The 15,668-nt window shown below is 71.9% G+C and carries 13 protein-coding genes; 8 read left to right on the forward strand and 5 right to left on the reverse strand.

Annotated elements, in window-relative coordinates; all coding sequences use genetic code 11:
• Positions 1 to 12: 12 nt before the first annotated feature.
• Positions 13 to 1,122, forward strand: a complete 1,110-nt coding sequence (locus ABWK59_RS20795) for a carboxylate-amine ligase (RefSeq protein ID WP_354642116.1) — start codon at positions 13 to 15, stop codon at positions 1,120 to 1,122.
• A gap of 28 nt (positions 1,123 to 1,150) precedes the next feature.
• Here ABWK59_RS20795 and trhA read toward each other — a convergent pair whose 3' ends face one another.
• The gene (gene trhA / locus ABWK59_RS20800) at positions 1,151 to 1,816 is read right to left on the reverse strand and encodes a PAQR family membrane homeostasis protein TrhA (protein ID WP_354642117.1); all 666 of its coding nucleotides are present in this window, start codon (positions 1,814 to 1,816) and stop codon (positions 1,151 to 1,153) included.
• Between the two features lie 272 nt (positions 1,817 to 2,088).
• Here trhA and ABWK59_RS20805 point away from each other — a divergent pair, with 272 nt between their 5' ends.
• On the forward strand, positions 2,089 to 3,906 hold the full coding sequence (locus tag ABWK59_RS20805; protein ID WP_420492934.1) for a phosphoenolpyruvate carboxykinase (GTP): 1,818 nt from the start codon (positions 2,089 to 2,091) through the stop codon (positions 3,904 to 3,906).
• Between the two features lie 186 nt (positions 3,907 to 4,092).
• Here the strand turns inward: ABWK59_RS20805 and ABWK59_RS20810 are convergent, their stop codons facing one another.
• On the reverse strand, positions 4,093 to 5,307 hold the full coding sequence (locus tag ABWK59_RS20810) for a pyridoxal phosphate-dependent aminotransferase (protein ID WP_354642119.1): 1,215 nt from the start codon (positions 5,305 to 5,307) through the stop codon (positions 4,093 to 4,095).
• Between the two features lie 156 nt (positions 5,308 to 5,463).
• On the opposite strand from ABWK59_RS20810, the gene ABWK59_RS20815 reads away from it, so the two are divergent.
• The gene (locus ABWK59_RS20815; protein ID WP_354642120.1) at positions 5,464 to 6,141 is read left to right on the forward strand and encodes an A24 family peptidase; all 678 of its coding nucleotides are present in this window, start codon (positions 5,464 to 5,466) and stop codon (positions 6,139 to 6,141) included.
• Between the two features lie 106 nt (positions 6,142 to 6,247).
• Here ABWK59_RS20815 and ABWK59_RS20820 read toward each other — a convergent pair whose 3' ends face one another.
• Complete coding sequence (locus ABWK59_RS20820) at positions 6,248 to 7,837, reverse strand: chitinase (RefSeq protein WP_354642121.1); 1,590 nt, start codon at positions 7,835 to 7,837, stop codon at positions 6,248 to 6,250.
• A gap of 348 nt (positions 7,838 to 8,185) precedes the next feature.
• Here ABWK59_RS20820 and ABWK59_RS20825 point away from each other — a divergent pair, with 348 nt between their 5' ends.
• The 4 genes from ABWK59_RS20825 to ABWK59_RS20840 all read left to right on the forward strand — a co-directional run bounded on the left by ABWK59_RS20825 (position 8,186) and on the right by ABWK59_RS20840 (position 13,406).
• Complete coding sequence (locus tag ABWK59_RS20825) at positions 8,186 to 8,980, forward strand: isoprenyl transferase (protein WP_354642122.1); 795 nt, start codon at positions 8,186 to 8,188, stop codon at positions 8,978 to 8,980.
• A gap of 237 nt (positions 8,981 to 9,217) precedes the next feature.
• The gene (locus tag ABWK59_RS20830) at positions 9,218 to 10,570 is read left to right on the forward strand and encodes a PhoH family protein (RefSeq protein ID WP_354642123.1); all 1,353 of its coding nucleotides are present in this window, start codon (positions 9,218 to 9,220) and stop codon (positions 10,568 to 10,570) included.
• 406 nt (positions 10,571 to 10,976) lie between these two features.
• Complete coding sequence (locus ABWK59_RS20835) at positions 10,977 to 11,651, forward strand: transglycosylase SLT domain-containing protein (RefSeq protein ID WP_354642124.1); 675 nt, start codon at positions 10,977 to 10,979, stop codon at positions 11,649 to 11,651.
• Positions 11,652 to 12,071: 420 nt separating this feature from the next.
• On the forward strand, positions 12,072 to 13,406 hold the full coding sequence (locus tag ABWK59_RS20840) for an AI-2E family transporter (protein WP_354642125.1): 1,335 nt from the start codon (positions 12,072 to 12,074) through the stop codon (positions 13,404 to 13,406).
• A 97-nt stretch (positions 13,407 to 13,503) separates the two neighbouring features.
• Here ABWK59_RS20840 and ABWK59_RS20845 read toward each other — a convergent pair whose 3' ends face one another.
• Both ABWK59_RS20845 and ABWK59_RS20850 read right to left on the reverse strand, forming a co-directional pair.
• Positions 13,504 to 14,034, reverse strand: a complete 531-nt coding sequence (locus ABWK59_RS20845) for a carboxymuconolactone decarboxylase family protein (protein WP_354642126.1) — start codon at positions 14,032 to 14,034, stop codon at positions 13,504 to 13,506.
• Positions 14,035 to 14,037: 3 nt separating this feature from the next.
• Entirely contained in the window at positions 14,038 to 14,589 is a 552-nt protein-coding gene (locus ABWK59_RS20850) for a peroxiredoxin (protein ID WP_354642127.1), read from the reverse strand.
• A 157-nt stretch (positions 14,590 to 14,746) separates the two neighbouring features.
• Between ABWK59_RS20850 and ABWK59_RS20855 the strand changes: the two genes are divergently transcribed.
• Positions 14,747 to 15,658 carry a LysR substrate-binding domain-containing protein gene (locus ABWK59_RS20855; protein WP_354642128.1) on the forward strand — a complete coding sequence of 304 codons (912 nt, stop codon included), beginning with the start codon at positions 14,747 to 14,749 and terminating at the stop codon, positions 15,656 to 15,658.
• Positions 15,659 to 15,668 lie beyond the last annotated feature (10 nt).

A 15,668-nucleotide genomic window follows, 5' to 3' on the forward strand; every position in this document is an offset into this window, starting at 1 on the left:
GGTGCCGTGACGGTGACGGCGATCGGTGAGCTGCCCACCCTGGGCGTCGAGGAGGAGTTCCTCCTCGTGGACGCGGTGACGAGGGCCCCGGCGGGGGCCGCACCGCTGGTGGTGAAGCACGCCCAGGAGTCGCTCGGCGACCAGGTCGGCGGGGAGCTGTTCCCGAGCATGATCGAGACCCGGTCGGTGCCGGCGTCCGCGCTGGCGGACCTCCGGGCCGACCTGGCGCGGGTGCGGACCGGCGTGACCGCGGTCGCCGGCGAGATCGGCTGCCGGGTGGCCGCCAGCGGGACGAGCGTGGTGCCCGAGTCCGGGCTGCTGGAGGTGAGCGACCACAGCAGGTACCGCCGGCTCGCCGCGGAGTACGGTCCGCTGGTCACCGGGGACCAGGGCGCCGGGGTCTGCGGCTGCCACATCCACCTCGGGGTGCCCGACCGGGAGCGGGCGGTGCGGCTCGGCGGGCACCTGCGGCCGTGGCTGCCGGTGCTGCAGGCGGTCGCCGCGAACTCGCCGTTCCACGCCGGACGGGACACCGGCCATGCGAGCTGGCGGTCGCTGCGCTGGGCGCAGTGGCCGGGCGCGGGTCCGATGCCCCGGTTCACCGACGCCGCCGCGTACGAGGCGACGGTGGACGCGCTGGTCGGCTCCGGGATGCTGCTGGACCGGCGGATGGTCTACTGGTACGCCCGCCCCTCGGAGAGCTACCCGACGCTGGAGGTCCGGGTCGCCGACACCAACGCCGACCTGGACGGCGTGATCCTGCTGGCCGGGCTGCTGCGCGGGCTGGCGGCGGTGCTGCTGGCGGAGGACCGGGACGGCGTGCCGGTGCCCGAGGTGCCGGATCCGCTGCTGCTGGCGGCGCACTGGCGGGCGGCCCGGGACGGGCTGGGCGGCCTGGGCTTCGACCCGGTGGCCGGACGGACGGTGCCCGCGGTGGACCTGGTGGAGGCGCTGATCGAGCGAGCCGGCCCCGGGCTGGCCGCGGCGGGGGACCTGACCGCCGTCCGTGAGCTGTGGCGCGGGGTCCGCGCCCGGGGCGGCGGGGCCGACCGGCAGCGCGAGGCGTTCCGGGTGCGCGGCGACCTGCGGGACGTGGTGGACGCGGTGGCCGTCGTCCGCTGACGGCCACCGCGCCACGGGCGGAGGGGGGTCAGGCCACGGCGGTGTACGCCACCATCGAGATACCGATGTACTGGACCACGAACGCGCCCAGGGTGAAGGCGTGGAAGACCTCGTGGAAGCCGAACCAGCGCGGTGACGGGTTCGGCCGCTTGAGTCCGTAGATCAGGCCGCCGACGGTGTAGAGGACACCGCCGACGATGATCAGGACCATCACCGCCACTCCGCCGGTGCGCAGGAAGTCCGGCAGGAAGAAGACCGCGGCCCAGCCCAGCGCCACGTAGCAGGGGGTGTAGAGCCAGCGCGGCGCGCCGACCCAGAACACCCGGAAGCCGATCCCCGCCAGGGCGCCGCCCCAGACCACCCAGAGCAGCGCCTGCTGCCGGGCGCCCTCCAGCAGCAGGATGGTGAACGGGGTGTAGGTGCCGGCGATGATCAGGAAGATGTTGGCGTGGTCCAGCCGCCGCAGGACCGCGTCGCCCCGGGGCCCCCAGTCGAAGCGGTGGTACACGGCACTCACGCCGAACAGCAGCCAGGCGGTCACCGAGTAGACGGTGCAGGCCAGCCGGGCGGCGGTCGTCTCGGCGAGGCAGATCAGCACGATGCCGGCCGCCAGGGCGGCGGGGAACATCCCGGCGTGCAGCCAGCCACGCCACAGGGGCTTGATCTCAAGGGCTTCCGCAGTCATGCGCAGCATCCTACGGATCCGTAGGTTACCGGTGCGTAGGTAGTGGTGATCGTCACTTTTAGACGTTCTGGAGTATTCGGCCCTACGTGACGCTCGTCTCCGGGAGGACGGAATCGCGCCATTACTGGCTGGTAACTGTACGGCCAGGCGTAAAACTTTCGTCAAAGACGACGATCTGCCGAATTCGGGACGGAGACCCGGGGCTACGGTGTAACCACCCTCAAACCCCGCGATGCCGTCTCCTGGCCGAGATGGTGTGAAACGGAGCGATCGTGTCTTCTCTGAACTCTGCGCTCGCCGAGTCCGCGCCCACCCGTCACAAGCGTCTGGCGGCCTGGGTCACCGAGATCGCCGAGCTGACCCAGCCCGACCGCATCGAGTGGTGCGACGGCTCCGAGGAGGAGTTCCAGCGCCTCGCGGACCTCCTGGTCGAGCAGGGCACCTTCAAGAAGCTGAACTCCGAGAAGCGCCCCAACTCGTACTACGCCGCCTCCGACCCGTCCGACGTCGCCCGCGTCGAGGACCGCACCTACATCTGCTCCGAGCAGGAGAAGGACGCCGGCCCGACCAACAACTGGAAGGCCCCCGCCGAGATGCGGGAGGTCTTCGCGGGCGAGAACGGCCTGTTCCGCGGGTCGATGAAGGGCCGCACGATGTACGTCGTGCCCTTCTCCATGGGCCCGGTCGGCTCCCCGCTGGCCGCCTACGGCGTCGAGATCACCGACTCCGCCTACGTCGCCGTCTCGATGCGCGTGATGACCCGCATGGGCCAGGCCGTGATCGACCAGCTCGGCGAGGACGGCGAGTTCGTCAAGGCCGTGCACACCGTCGGCGCCCCGCTCGCCGAGGGCGAGGCGGACGTGCCGTGGCCCTGCAACAGCACCAAGTACATCTCGCACTTCCCGGAGACCCGCGAGATCTGGTCCTTCGGCTCCGGCTACGGCGGCAACGCCCTGCTCGGCAAGAAGTGCTACGCGCTGCGCATCGCCTCCACCATGGCCCGCGAGGAGGGCTGGCTGGCCGAGCACATGCTCGTCCTCAAGCTCACCCCGCCGAACGGCGAGGCCAAGTACATCGCGGCCGCCTTCCCGTCCGCCTGCGGCAAGACCAACCTCGCCATGCTCCAGCCCACCATCCCGGGCTGGAAGGTCGAGACCATCGGCGACGACATCGCCTGGATGCGCTTCGGCGCCGACGGCCGCCTGTACGCCATCAACCCCGAGGCCGGCTTCTTCGGCGTCGCCCCCGGCACCGGCGTGGAGACCAACGCCAACGCCATCGACACCCTCTGGGGCAACACCGTCTTCACCAACGTCGCGCTCACCGACGACGGCGACGTCTGGTGGGAGGGCCTCACCGAGCAGCCCCCGGCCCACCTCACCGACTGGCGCGGCAACGACTGGACCCCCGAGTCCGGCACCCCCGCCGCCCACCCCAACGCGCGGTTCGCCGTCCCGGCCGCGCAGTGCCCGACCATCGCCCCCGAATGGGAGGACCCGGCGGGTGTGCCGATCTCGGCCATCCTCTTCGGCGGCCGCCGCGCCACCGCCGTCCCGCTGGTCACCGAGTCCTTCGACTGGCAGCACGGCGTCTTCCTCGGCGCCAACATCGCCTCCGAGAAGACCGCTGCCCAGGAGGGCACCGTCGGCGAGCTGCGCCGCGACCCGTTCGCGATGCTGCCGTTCTGCGGCTACAACATGGGCGACTACTTCGCCCACTGGCTGAAGATCGGCCGCCAGGCCGACGCGGACAAGCTGCCGAAGATCTTCTACGTCAACTGGTTCCGCAAGAACAGCGCCGGCAAGTTCATCTGGCCGGGCTTCGGCGAGAACAGCCGCGTGCTGAAGTGGATCGTCGAGCGCCTGGACGGCACCGCGGAGGGCGTCGAGACCGCGATCGGCGTGCTGCCGAAGGTCGAGGGCTTCGACCTCGACGGGCTGGACATCGCGCAGTCCGACCTCGACCTGCTGTTCTCCGTGGACGCCGACATCTGGCGCCAGGAGGCCGCACTGGTCCCGTCCCACCTGGAGATGTTCGGCGAGCACACGCCGACCGAGCTCTGGGACGAGTACCGCGCGCTGGTGAAGCGCCTGGGCTGACGCCCGGGTTTGAGGGGCCGCCGCCCCCGTGTCCTCACCCGGGGGCGGCGGCGCACAACCGCAAACCACAGACAGGGGCGCGAGGAACTGCGCGAAGCGGGAGACGGCTGAGGTAGAGCCCTCCCGCCGCGCGCAGTTCCCCGCGCCCCTGGTGCTTGCCCGGTTGCCCCCTGGAAGACCCTCGCCCTACGGCTGGGCGTAGCCGCTGAGGAACTCGCCGATGCGGGTGACCGCGTCGGTGATCTCCTCGGGGCGCGGCAGGGTGACCAGCCGGAAGTGGTCCGGGTCGGGCCAGTTGAAGCCGGTGCCCTGGACGATCAGGATCCGCTGCGCCCGCAGCAGGTCCAGCACCATCTGTGCGTCGTCCTTGATCTTGTACACCTGCGGGTCCAGCCGCGGGAACGCGTACAGCGCCCCCATCGGCTTCACGCAGCTCACCCCGGGGATCTCGTTCAGCAGCCGGTACGCCGCGTCGCGGGACTCCTTCAGGCGGCCGCCCGGCAGCACCAGGTCCTTGACCGACTGGCGTCCGCCGAGCGCCGCGGCCACCGCGTGCTGCGCCGGCATGTTGGCGCACAGCCGCATCGAGGCCAGCACGTTCAGCCCCTCGATGTAGCTGTGCGCCCGCTGCCGCTCGCCGGAGAGCACCATCCAGCCGCTGCGGAAGCCGGCCACCCGGTACGCCTTGGACATGCCGTTGAAGGTGACGCAGAACAGGTCGGGCGCCAGCGTGGCCAGCGGCACGTGCTCGGCGTCGTCGTAGAGGATCTTGTCGTAGATCTCGTCCGCGTAGACCACCAGCTTGTTCCGGCGGGCGATCTCGACGATCCCCTCCAGCACCTCGCGCGGGTAGACCGCGCCGGTGGGGTTGTTGGGGTTGATCACGACGATGGCGCGGGTCCGGTCGGTGATCCGGGACTCGATGTCGGCCAGGTCCGGGTACCAGTCGGAGAGCTCGTCGCAGCGGTAGTGGACGGCGTTGCCGCCGGCCAGGGTGACCGAGGCGGTCCACAGCGGGTAGTCGGGGGCCGGGACGAGCACCTCGTCGCCGTCGTCCAGCAGGGCGGTCATCGCCAGCTGGATCAGCTCGGAGACGCCGTTGCCGAGGTAGACGTCCTCCACCGTGAGGCCGTGCAGGCCGCGCTCCTCGTAGTGCATCACCACCGCGCGGCGGGCGGACAGCAGGCCCTTGGAGTCGCCGTAGCCGTGCGCCGAGGCGAGGTTGCGCAGGATGTCCTGCAGGATCTCGGGCGGCGCCTCGAAACCGAAGGCGGCGGGATTGCCCGTGTTCAGCTTGAGGATGCGATGCCCCTGGTCCTCCAGTCGCATCGCCTCGTCGAGCACCGGGCCGCGGATGTCGTAGCAGACATTGGCGAGCTTGCTGGACTGGATGACCTGCATACCCGCTTACTTTACGGCGGTGTTACGGCCGCCCCGGAGTGTTGTTCGCCACCTGGACTCCAACGGGCGTATCCCGCGGGCACTAGGGTCGGCCGGGACTCGGGGGGCCGAGGGGCACCGGGGGAGAGTAAGAGGGGAAGAAGGGGAGGGGACCGCATGATCGGAGCTCTGGCCGGGGCCGTCCTCGGGCTGGCCGCCGCGCCCGTGCTGCGGGCGGCCGCCACCCGGTACGCGGTGCCGTACGGCGAGCCGCCGCGGGTCTGCTGCGCCGGGGTGCGGCCGTTGCCGCCGAGCGGGCGGTGCTCCGGGTGCGGGGAGCGCGGCGGTCCCCGGCCGGGTTCGGTGGAACTGGTGGCCGCCGCCGTCGGCGCCGCGCTGGGCGCGGTGGCGTCCTGGCCGGCCGGCGCGGTCCTGGTCTGGGCCGGACTGCTCGGGGTGGTGCTCGGCTTCGTGGACGCCGCCGTCCACCGCCTGCCCGACGCGCTCACCCTGTCGCTCGCCGCCGGTACCGCCGTGCTGCTGCTCGCGGTCGAGCACCGCGGCGAGGTGCTGCTGCGCTGTCTGCTCGCCGCCGCGGTCCTGGGCCTGGTGTACGGGGGGCTGGCGCTGCTGGTCCCGATCGGGCTCGGCGACGCCAAGCTGGCCCCCGCGCTGGGCGCGCTGCTCGGCTGGTACGGCTGGGACGCGGTGCTCCGCGGCCAGTTGTACGCGGTGCTGCTGGCAGGCGGCTGGGCGGTGGTGCTGCTGGCCACCCGCCGGGCCGGCCGCGGCGACGCCCTCCCGTTCGGCCCGTTCCTGCTGGCGGGCGCCCTGCTGGCGGTGGCCGCCGGGTAGTCGCGCGGGCCCGGACATGGGCGGGGCCCGCCGTACCCCAGCGGTACGGCGGGCCCCTGTGCGGTGCGCCTGGCCCCACCCTCGGGAGGCGGCGCACCGGGCGGGGTTACGGCATCGAGTGGACGTAGGGGCCGACGTTGGTGGAGAAGTCGTTGCCGTTGTTGGCGTCCCAGTTGGTCGACCAGGTCATCGCGCCGCGGAGGGTCGGCCACTTCGCCGGCGGGACGAAGGTGCCGCAGTCGGTGCCGGCGGTGAGGCAGCTGAGCGCGTTCTTCACCACGGTCGGCGAGACGTAGCCGCTGCCCGCCGCCCGGCTGGAGGCCGGGACGCCGATGCCGACCTGGTCCGGCCGCAGGCCGCCCTGGATGTGGGTGCAGACCTGGGCGGTGATGAAGTCGACGGTGCCCTGCGAGTAGACCTTGCCGTCGCAGCCGTTCATGCTGCCCGAGTTGTAGAACTGGGTGTTGACCACGGTCAGGATGTCCTTGGTGTTGAGCGCCAGCTGGAAGTAGGAGCCGCTGGTGCTGTACATCCCGATCGTCTCGGGCGCCATGGTGAGGACGAAGCCGGAGCCGACCTTCGCCTGGAGGGAGTGCAGCGCGTTGCCGAGGTGGGTCGGGTTGAGGCCGTTCTCCAGGTCGACGTCGACGCCGTCGAAGCCGTAGTCCTTCAGCACCGCGGCGGCGGAGTCGGCGAAGGCCTGGGCGGCGGTGGCGTCGTTGACCGAGATGGCGCCGTTCTGGCCGCCGATGGAGAGGATCACCTTCTTGCCGGCCGCCTGCTTGGCCTTCACGTCCGCCCGGAACTGGGCGTCGGTGTAGCCGCCGAGCTTGCTCGACAGGCCCGGGTCCAGGGTGAAGCTGATCGCGCCGGCCCGGCCGGGCACGGCGTCGGCGAAGGAGACCGCGATGACGTCGTAGGCGCTCTGCACGTCGGACAGCTTCTGCGCGGTCGAGCCGTTGTCGAAGTTGTGCCAGTAGCCGGTGAGGATGTGCTTCGGCAGACCGGTGGTCGGCGGGGTGGTGGTCTGGGTGGCCGTCGGGCTGGCGGTCGGCGACTGGGTGGCCGTCCGGGTCGGGGTGGGCGACTGGGTCGGCGGCTTCGAGGGCGAGGTGGACACCGTCGGGGTGGCGGTCGACGGCGACGGCGAGGCGGTGCCGCCCGGGCCGGTCAGCGTGATGTCGTCCGCGCCGTAGCCGCCCTGGCCGTACCAGCCGTGCACGTAGAGGGTGAGGCTGGTGGTGCTCGCGCCGGTGGTGAAGGTGGTGGACAGCTGGTTCCAGCTGCTCTGGCTCGACCAGGTGGACGGGTCGGTTCCGCCGGTGCCGCTGGCGCCCAGGTAGACGTACGGGCCCTGGACCCGGCCGCTCAGGGTGTAGGTGCTGTTCGGCAGCACGCTGACCGTCTGCCGGCACTCGGCGGTGTCCGAGCTGCTCGGGGCGGCGGCCAGGGCGTACGAGCCGGAGTGCACCGGCGAGGAGGCGGCGCTCGCGCTGCCGGCGCAGGTCCAGCCGGAGAGGTTGCCGGCCTCGAAGCCGCCGTTGGCGACCAGGTTGCCGACCGCGGCGTCGGCGCCGCCGGCGAGCAGGGCCAGCCCGCTGCCGGCCAGGGCGAGGGCGGTGGTGCCGGCCGCGAGGGCCAGCGGGGCGGTCATGCGCCGGCGCCGGTGGGACGGCTGCCGCAGCGTACGGGCCATGTGGGGGGCTCCTGGGGAGGAGGGGGAGCCGCCGCGGTGGGGGTCGCGGCGGCTCCGCGTGGGGGAGGGTCCGCTTGGTGCTGACCACACGCTGGACTAGACCATTGCGGGGCGTCAAGCACCCCGGACGCGGCTTAGGGGTCGTTTAAGGAAGCGTTGACCGTTCCGTGTCCCCACCCCCGCGACGCCGCACCGGAACCCCGCGGCGCTCTGGCGGGAACGGTTTCGCTACACGGCTGTGACACCTTCGGTACCTGGCCTTTTACCTTCGTACACGGTGCCGGAGTAGGCTGCGCCGGGGGAGTTTGCAGCCGGGGGCACCGAACAGAGGCGGAGGGGCCGTACAACATGGGTCTGCGCGATGTGGTCGAGCGCACGCCGGGTCTGCGCACCCTGCTGGACAACGCCTACCGGCTCTACGGGCGCCGGGTCGAGGTGCACCTGGACAACACCCCGCGCCACATCGGCGTGATCCTGGACGGCAACCGCCGCTGGGCCAAGGCCACCGGCGGCACCACCGCCTACGGCCACCAGCGCGGCGCCGACAAGATCAGCGAGTTCCTCGGCTGGTGCGACGAGACCCACGTCAGGGTCGTCACCCTGTGGATGCTCTCCACCGACAACCTCTCCCGCCCGGCCGACGAACTGGTCCCGCTGCTCGGCATCATCGAGGACGCGGTGAAGGGCCTGGTCGAGGCCCGCCGTTGGAAGGTCAACCCGGTCGGCGCCCTCGACCTGCTGCCCAGCCGCACCTCGGACGTCCTGAAGAAGGCCGCCGAGGACACCGCCCACATCGAGGGCATCACGGTCAACGTCGCCATCGGCTACGGCGGTCGCCGCGAGATCGCGGACGCCGTCCGCTCGCTGCTCCAGGAGCACGCCGACCGCGGCACCTCGATCGAGGAGCTCGCCGAGATCCTCGACGTGGAGCACATCGCCGAACACCTCTACACCAAGGGCCAGCCCGACCCGGACCTGGTCATCCGCACCTCCGGCGAGCAGCGGCTCTCCGGCTTCCTGCTCTGGCAGAGCGCGCACAGCGAGTTCTACTTCTGCGAGGCGTACTGGCCGGCCTTCCGCAAGGTCGACTTCCTCCGGGCGCTGCGCGACTACCAGCTCCGGAACCGGCGGATGGGACTGTGACCGCCCGCCGGTGATCCCCCGTACGCCCCGACCGGACGGCGTGACAGCCGGTCAGGGGCGCATACCCGCAGGCCATCGGGCACCAAACGTTCATCAGTTGTGATCTCGCTGTTCCCTCCCGGGGGAATGCACCACGACTCGCCTGGGAATACACCAGGCAGACCGGTACCCCGGCCACCGGGGTCGCGGGGACCGGTGAGCCGCGGATGACGTCGGGTCATCCGCTCTGGAGGCCTAGTGGTCAGTACCAAGAGCCGCCGGACACCAGACCGGCGCACGTACGTTCTCGACACCAGCGTGCTCCTGGCGGACCCCCTCGCCATGACCCGCTTCGAGGAGCACGAGGTCGTGCTCCCCGTGGTGGTGGTCACCGAGCTGGAGGCCAAGCGGCACCACCCGGAGCTGGGCTACTTCGCCCGGCAGGCGCTGCGCCTGCTCGACGACTACCGGGTCAGGCACGGCCGGCTGGACGAGCCGATCCCGGTCGGGGAGCTCGGCGGCACCATCCGGGTCGAGCTGAACCACTCCGACCCGTCGATACTGCCCGCCGGCTACCGGACGGGCGGCGGCGAGGCCGACACCCGGATCCTCGCGGTCGCCCGCAACCTGCAGGCCGAGGGGTACGACGTCACGGTCGTCTCCAAGGACCTGCCGCTGCGGATCAAGGCGAGCTCGGTCGGCCTGCTGGCCGAGGAGTACCGGGCCGAGCTGGCGATCACCTCCGGCTGGACCGGCATGTCCGAGCTGCACGTCTCCGGCGACCAGGTGGACGCGCTGTTCAGCGCGGGCCACGCCGGCCACCCCGGCCAGGACGTCGCCGTGGACATCGAGGGCGCCGCCGAACTCCCCGTGCACACCGGCCTGGTGCTGCACTCGGAGCGCGGCCGGGCCCTCGGCCGGGTCACCCACGACGGCGGGGTGCGCCTGGTCCGCGGCGACCGCGAGGCGTTCGGGCTGCGCGGCCGCAGCGCCGAGCAGCGGATCGCCCTCGACCTGCTGCTCGACCCGGAGATCGGGATCGTCTCGATGGGCGGCCGGGCCGGCACCGGCAAGTCCGCGCTGGCGTTGTGCGCCGGCCTGGAGGCCGTGCTGGAGCGCCGCCAGCACCGCAAGGTGATGGTCTTCCGTCCGCTGTACGCGGTCGGCGGCCAGGAGCTGGGCTACCTGCCCGGCAGCGAGGCGGAGAAGATGGGCCCCTGGGCCCAGGCGGTCTTCGACACCCTCTCCGCGGTCACCACCCCGGACGTGATCGAGGAGGTGATCTCCCGCGGGATGCTGGAGGTCCTCCCGCTCACCCACATCCGCGGCCGGTCCCTGCACGACGCGTTCGTGATCGTGGACGAGGCCCAGTCGCTGGAGCGGAACGTCCTGCTCACCGTGCTCTCCCGGATCGGCCAGGGCTCGCGGGTGGTGCTCACCCACGACGTCGCCCAGCGCGACAACCTCCGGGTCGGCCGGTACGACGGCGTGGTCGCGGTGGTGGAGAAGCTGAAGGGCCATCCGCTGTTCGCCCACATCACCCTCACCCGGTCCGAGCGCTCGCCGATCGCCGCCCTGGTGACGGAGATGCTGGAGGACATCCAGCCCTAGGGCAAAACAGGACACATAGGGACGAAGGGGTCTGCGCCATAGCGTCAGGCCCCTTCGTTGTCATCCCATCTGACCGGCTTTCGTCTCCGCCGCCCCCAAACCCGCAGTTCGCCGACTCTGTGACATCCGCCACGCAGAGGGGAATTGCGTAGACAGCCTCCCGTGCGGCATGGTGAGGGATCTGTCAGGCCCCGCGTACGGCAGAACCAGCCCGGCAACTCCGGTCGGCGGGCGGAAAACTGAACACCGAAAGGCCGTACGCCGCTCGATCCACCCGCTGTTCCGAGGTCTCCTCGGCCCGTCGGGCCGAGTCAGCGCCTCCCGTGACCAGTGCAGTGCGGAGGCCAGCGTCCGGGGCAGATTGCGCCCGTACGGTCACGCATGGGCGACGCTGGAAGGAAACCATGTGACTCGGATCTCGGTCCGGGGAGTCGCTGTGGCATCCGCCACCGCCGTCACCGCCGTCGGTGCCGTCGTGGGCGCTGCCTCGGGCAGTGAGGGCAAGACCGTCCAGACGGTCGACGTCGCGAGCGCCACGCTGCTCGCCGACGTGCCCGCGGACGCCCAGGCGCAGACCGTCAGCGACCACTTCAGCCGTCAGGCGACCGCGCAGCAGGTGTCGGCCGACGCCGCGGCCAAGAAGGCCGCCGAGGAGGCCGCGCGCCAGAAGGCCGCCGCCGACGCGCAGGCCAAGGCCGACGCGGAGAAGGCCGCCAAGGCGGCCGAGGAGAAGCGCAAGGCCGAGGAGGCCAACCGCTCCGCCGCCCGCAGCGCCCTGGCCTCGATCAGCCCCGGCTCCGTCCAGGACATGGCCCTCCAGATCATCGGGGACGCCAACCAGTTCCAGTGCTTCAGCCAGATCGTCAAGCGCGAGAGCGGCTGGAACTACACCGCCACCAACGCCTCCTCCGGCGCGTACGGCCTGGTCCAGGCCCTGCCCGGCTCGAAGATGGCCTCGGCCGGCGACGACTGGCGGACCAACCCCGCCACCCAGATCAAGTGGGGCCTGAACTACATGAACAGCCGCTACGGCAGCCCCTGCGGCGCCTGGTCGTTCTGGCAGTCGCACCACTGGTACTAGGAGTACCCGGCGCCGGACCCGTCCGGTGCCCGCGGGCTCGACGCGAAGGCCCCCGGACCGCTCACCGCGGTCCGGGGGCCTTCGCACTGCCCACAGCGGGCCGCGCCGCCCGGGCTGCGCTGACCAGTGCGCCCACGGGCGGTGCGGTCCTGGCGGACGCGGGGAGCCGGAGAGGGTCCTGGTACCTCCGGCCCCGGCCGGTCCGCGGACAGTTGGTTTCGAGGGACAATCTGACCCCTCCCCCCTTCCTGCCGCCTGAAACCACCTGATCCGCTGCCATTTGTCCGAGTTTCGTCAGGCGGTCCGGGCGGCCGGACCGGAGGACCGGCCGGACCGCGGCGGAGGCGGGCAGGTAGCGTCGTTCCGGACGATCGTGGGCGGACCCACGGCGCAGCATCCGAGCGGGGAGGGTGGTCGGGAGTGGCACGGGATTCGAAGGCGTGGCGGGCGGTGGCCAAGGCCGGCGCACTGACCGCCGGCGTCGTGGCGGCCCTGGAGCGCCGCCGCCGGGCCGCCGCCGCGGCCGAGCAGCGGGCCGGTGAACTCCGTTCGCTGGAACTCGGCCTGGAGCGTGCCGCCGCCGCCCAGTCGGGCGCCGAGCACATCCCCGGCCCCCGCACCCCGCGTGCCACCCCGCTCGGCCGCCCGGCCACCCCGGCCGAGTCCGTCCCCTGGACGCTGCGGGTCGCCGCCGAGTCGGCCTGGCGGCTGCTGCTGCTCGGCGTCGTGCTCTACCTGGTCTTCCGGGTGATCGACACCCTCCGGCTGGTCGCCTTCGCGGGCCTCGCCGCCGTCCTGATCTCCGCACTGCTGGAACCCACCGTCTCCTGGCTGCGGCGGATGGGCGTGCCGCGGTCGCTCGCCGCCGCCGGCACCTTCCTCAGCGGCGTGGCCGGCATCGCCCTGGTCGGCTGGTTCGTGGTCTGGCAGGTGACCACCAACCTCGGCTCGGTCACCGACAAGGCGCAGGACGGCGTCAACACCCTGCGCAGCTGGCTGGTGGACGGCCCGCTGCACCTGACCGAGCAGCAGATCAACGACTTCGCCCGGCAGATCTCGGCCGCCATCGGCACCAACTCCGAGCAGATCACCTCGGCCGGCTTCACCGGCGTCACCATCGCCGTCGAGGTGCTGACCGGGGTGGTGCTGACCGCCTTCACCACCTTCTTCCTGCTCTACGACGGCGCCCGGATCTGGACCTGGGTGCTGAAGGGCCTGCCGCTGCACTCCCGTTACGCCATGGCCGGCGCCGGCCCCAAGGCCTGGGCCACGCTGACCGCGTACGTCCGCGGCACCGTGTTCGTGGCCTTCATCGACGCGCTCTGCATCGGCATCGGGCTGCAGCTGCTCGGCGTGCAGATGGCCATGCCGCTGGCCGTGATCATCTTCCTGGGGGCGTTCGTCCCGCTGGTCGGCGCCCTGGTGACCGGGACCATCGCGGTGCTGATCGCGCTGGTGACCGGGCCGCCGTTCACCGCGCTGATGGTGCTGGTGCTGCTGGTCGCCGTCCAGCAGCTGGAGGGGCACCTGCTGCAGCCGCTGATCCTCGGCCGGGCGGTGCGGGTGCACCCGCTGGGCGTGGTGCTCGGCGTCGCGGCGGGGTCGATCGTCGGCGGGATCGGCGGCGCGATCGTCGCCGTGCCGCTGATCGCGGTCACCAACACCGTGGTCTCCCACCTGCGGCGGCGCAACGCGGCGGGCCAGGAGGTCTTCGAGGCCCTGGAGGCCGCCCGGGCGGGCAACGCCCAGGTCTAGCTAGAGCACGCCGAAGGGGCGCGGGACCCGCGCGAGACGGAGGAGGCCGAGGCCCGGCCTTCCGTGTCGCGCGGATCCCGCGCCCCTGGTGCGTCGGTTACGCGATGGCGTTCTCGGCGTCGAGGACCGCGGCGACGGCCTGGACCACCGCGGCGATCTTCGCGGAGGCCTGGATGACCTCGCGCTCCACGCCGGCCTTCCGCAGCACGGCCTCGTGCGAGTCCAGGCACTGACCGCAGCCGTTGATCGCGGACACCGCGAAGCACCACAGCTCGAAGTCGGTCTTGTCCACGCCGGGGTTGCCGATGATGTTCATCCGCAGGCCGGCCCGCATGCTCCCGTACTCCTTGTCGGAGAGCAGGTGCAGGGTCCGGTAGTAGACGTTGTTCATCGCCATGACGGCGGCGGCGCCCTTGGCGGCCTCGTAGGCCTCCGGCTTCAGGTTCGCCTTGGCCTCGGGCTCCAGCTCGCGCAGCACCGCGGCGGACCGGGTGGCCATCGCGCAGGCCAGCACGGTGCCCCAGAGCTGCTGCTCGGGCAGGTCCGAGTTGCCGATGACCGAGCCCAGGTTGAGCTTGAGGTCCTTGGCGTAGCCGGGGAGGGCGGCCTTCAGTTCGTCGAGGGCCATGGGTCAGCCCGCCAGCAGGGCCTGGGCGTCCAGGGTCTCGTCGCCCTTGTTCCAGTTGCAGGGGCACAGCTCGTCGGTCTGCAGGGCGTCCAGCACCCGCAGGACCTCCTTGGGGTTACGGCCGACGGAGCCAGCGGTCACCATGACGAACTGGATCTCGTTGTTCGGGTCCACGATGAACACGGCGCGCTGGGCGGTGCCGTCGGCGGCCTCGACGCCGCAGGCCTGCATCAGCTCGTGCTTGATGTCGGCCAGCATCGGGAACGGCAGGTCGCGCAGGTCCTTGTGGTCCTTGCGCCACGCGTGGTGCACGAACTCCGAGTCACCGGAGACGCCGAGGATCTGGGCGTCGCGGTCCGCGAACTCGTCGTTCAGCTTGCCGAACGCGGCGATCTCGGTCGGGCAGACGAAGGTGAAGTCCATCGGCCAGAAGAAGACGATCTTCCACTTGCCCTCGTAGGTCTTGTGGTCGATCTGGGCGAAGGCGTTCGCGGCGTCGAGGTCGACACAGGCGTTGAGTTCGAACTCGGGGAACTTGTCACCGATCGTGAGCACGTTCGCTTCTCCTGGTTTCAGCGTGAGGGTTCTCGTCCGGATTGCGGACGCGGCCCACAGTTCCACATCGTGGACTGATCGGGGAAATAGCTACACTCGATGCATCTGATCGGAGAGAGCTATCAGTACCCAGAACCCCAGGCCACGCACCCCGACGGTGGCCCAGCTGAGGGCCTTCGTGGCCGTCGCGGAGCACCTCCACTTCCGCGAGGCCGCCGCCGCGATCGGCACCAGCCAGCCCGGCCTGTCCGGTGCGGTCGCCGCCCTGGAGGAGACCCTCGGCGCGCAGCTGGTCGAGCGTACGACGCGGAGGGTGATCGTCACACCCCTGGGGGAGCGGGTGGTGGGGCACGCCCGCCGGGTGCTCGGATCGCTGCACGCGCTGACCGAGGAGGTGGAGGCGGCCCGCCGGCCGTTCACCGGGCCGCTGCACCTCGGCGTCATCCCCACCGTCGCGCCGTACCTGCTGCCCGCCGTGCTGCGGCTGGTCCGCGACCGCTTCCCCGAGCTCGAACTCCACGTCCACGAGGAGCGCACCCCCTCCCTGCTGGACGGGCTGGCCACCGGGCGGCTGGACGTCCTGCTGCTCGCCCTGCCGGCCGGCGGCGCCTCCCCGACCCGGGACATCCCGCTCTTCGACGAGGACTTCGTCCTGGTCACCCCGCCCGACCACGCACTCGCCGGGCGGGCGGACGTCCCCAGGGACGTCCTGCTCGACCTGGACGTGCTGCTGCTGGAGGAGGGGCACTGCCTGCGGGACCAGGCCCTGGACATCTGCCGCGAGGTCGGCGCCGACCCCTCCGGCGGGACCACCCGGGCGGCCGGACTTTCCACCCTGGTCCAGCTGGTGGCCGGCGGGCTCGGGGTCACCCTGCTGCCCGCCACCGCGCTGGACGTCGAGGCCGGCCGCACCGACCGGCTGGCGGCCGTCCGGTTCGCCGCACCCGCGCCGGGCCGCCGGATCGGCCTCGCCACCCGCCCCGGCTCCGCCCGCACCCCCGAGTACGACCGCTTCGCGGCGGCCCTCCGGACGGTCCTGACGGAACTCCCGGTCCGGATCATCGAGTAAGACCGACCGC

The organism is Kitasatospora sp. HUAS MG31, assembly GCF_040571325.1.
Lineage (GTDB): Bacteria > Actinomycetota > Actinomycetes > Streptomycetales > Streptomycetaceae > Kitasatospora > Kitasatospora camelliae.

What these genes read in the sequence shown, in the direction of transcription:
- trhA (WP_354642117.1), bottom strand. Translation starts at nt 1,816, where the DNA reads ATGCTGCGCATGACTGCGGAAGCCCTTGAGATCAAGCCCCTGTGGCGT.
- ABWK59_RS20845 (WP_354642126.1), bottom strand. Translation starts at nt 14,034, where the DNA reads ATGGCCCTCGACGAACTGAAGGCCGCCCTCCCCGGCTACGCCAAGGAC.
- ABWK59_RS20815 (WP_354642120.1), top strand. Translation starts at nt 5,464, where the DNA reads ATGATCGGAGCTCTGGCCGGGGCCGTCCTCGGGCTGGCCGCCGCGCCC.
- ABWK59_RS20810 (WP_354642119.1), bottom strand. Translation starts at nt 5,307, where the DNA reads ATGCAGGTCATCCAGTCCAGCAAGCTCGCCAATGTCTGCTACGACATC.
- ABWK59_RS20825 (WP_354642122.1), top strand. Translation starts at nt 8,186, where the DNA reads ATGGGTCTGCGCGATGTGGTCGAGCGCACGCCGGGTCTGCGCACCCTG.
- ABWK59_RS20820 (WP_354642121.1), bottom strand. Translation starts at nt 7,837, where the DNA reads ATGGCCCGTACGCTGCGGCAGCCGTCCCACCGGCGCCGGCGCATGACC.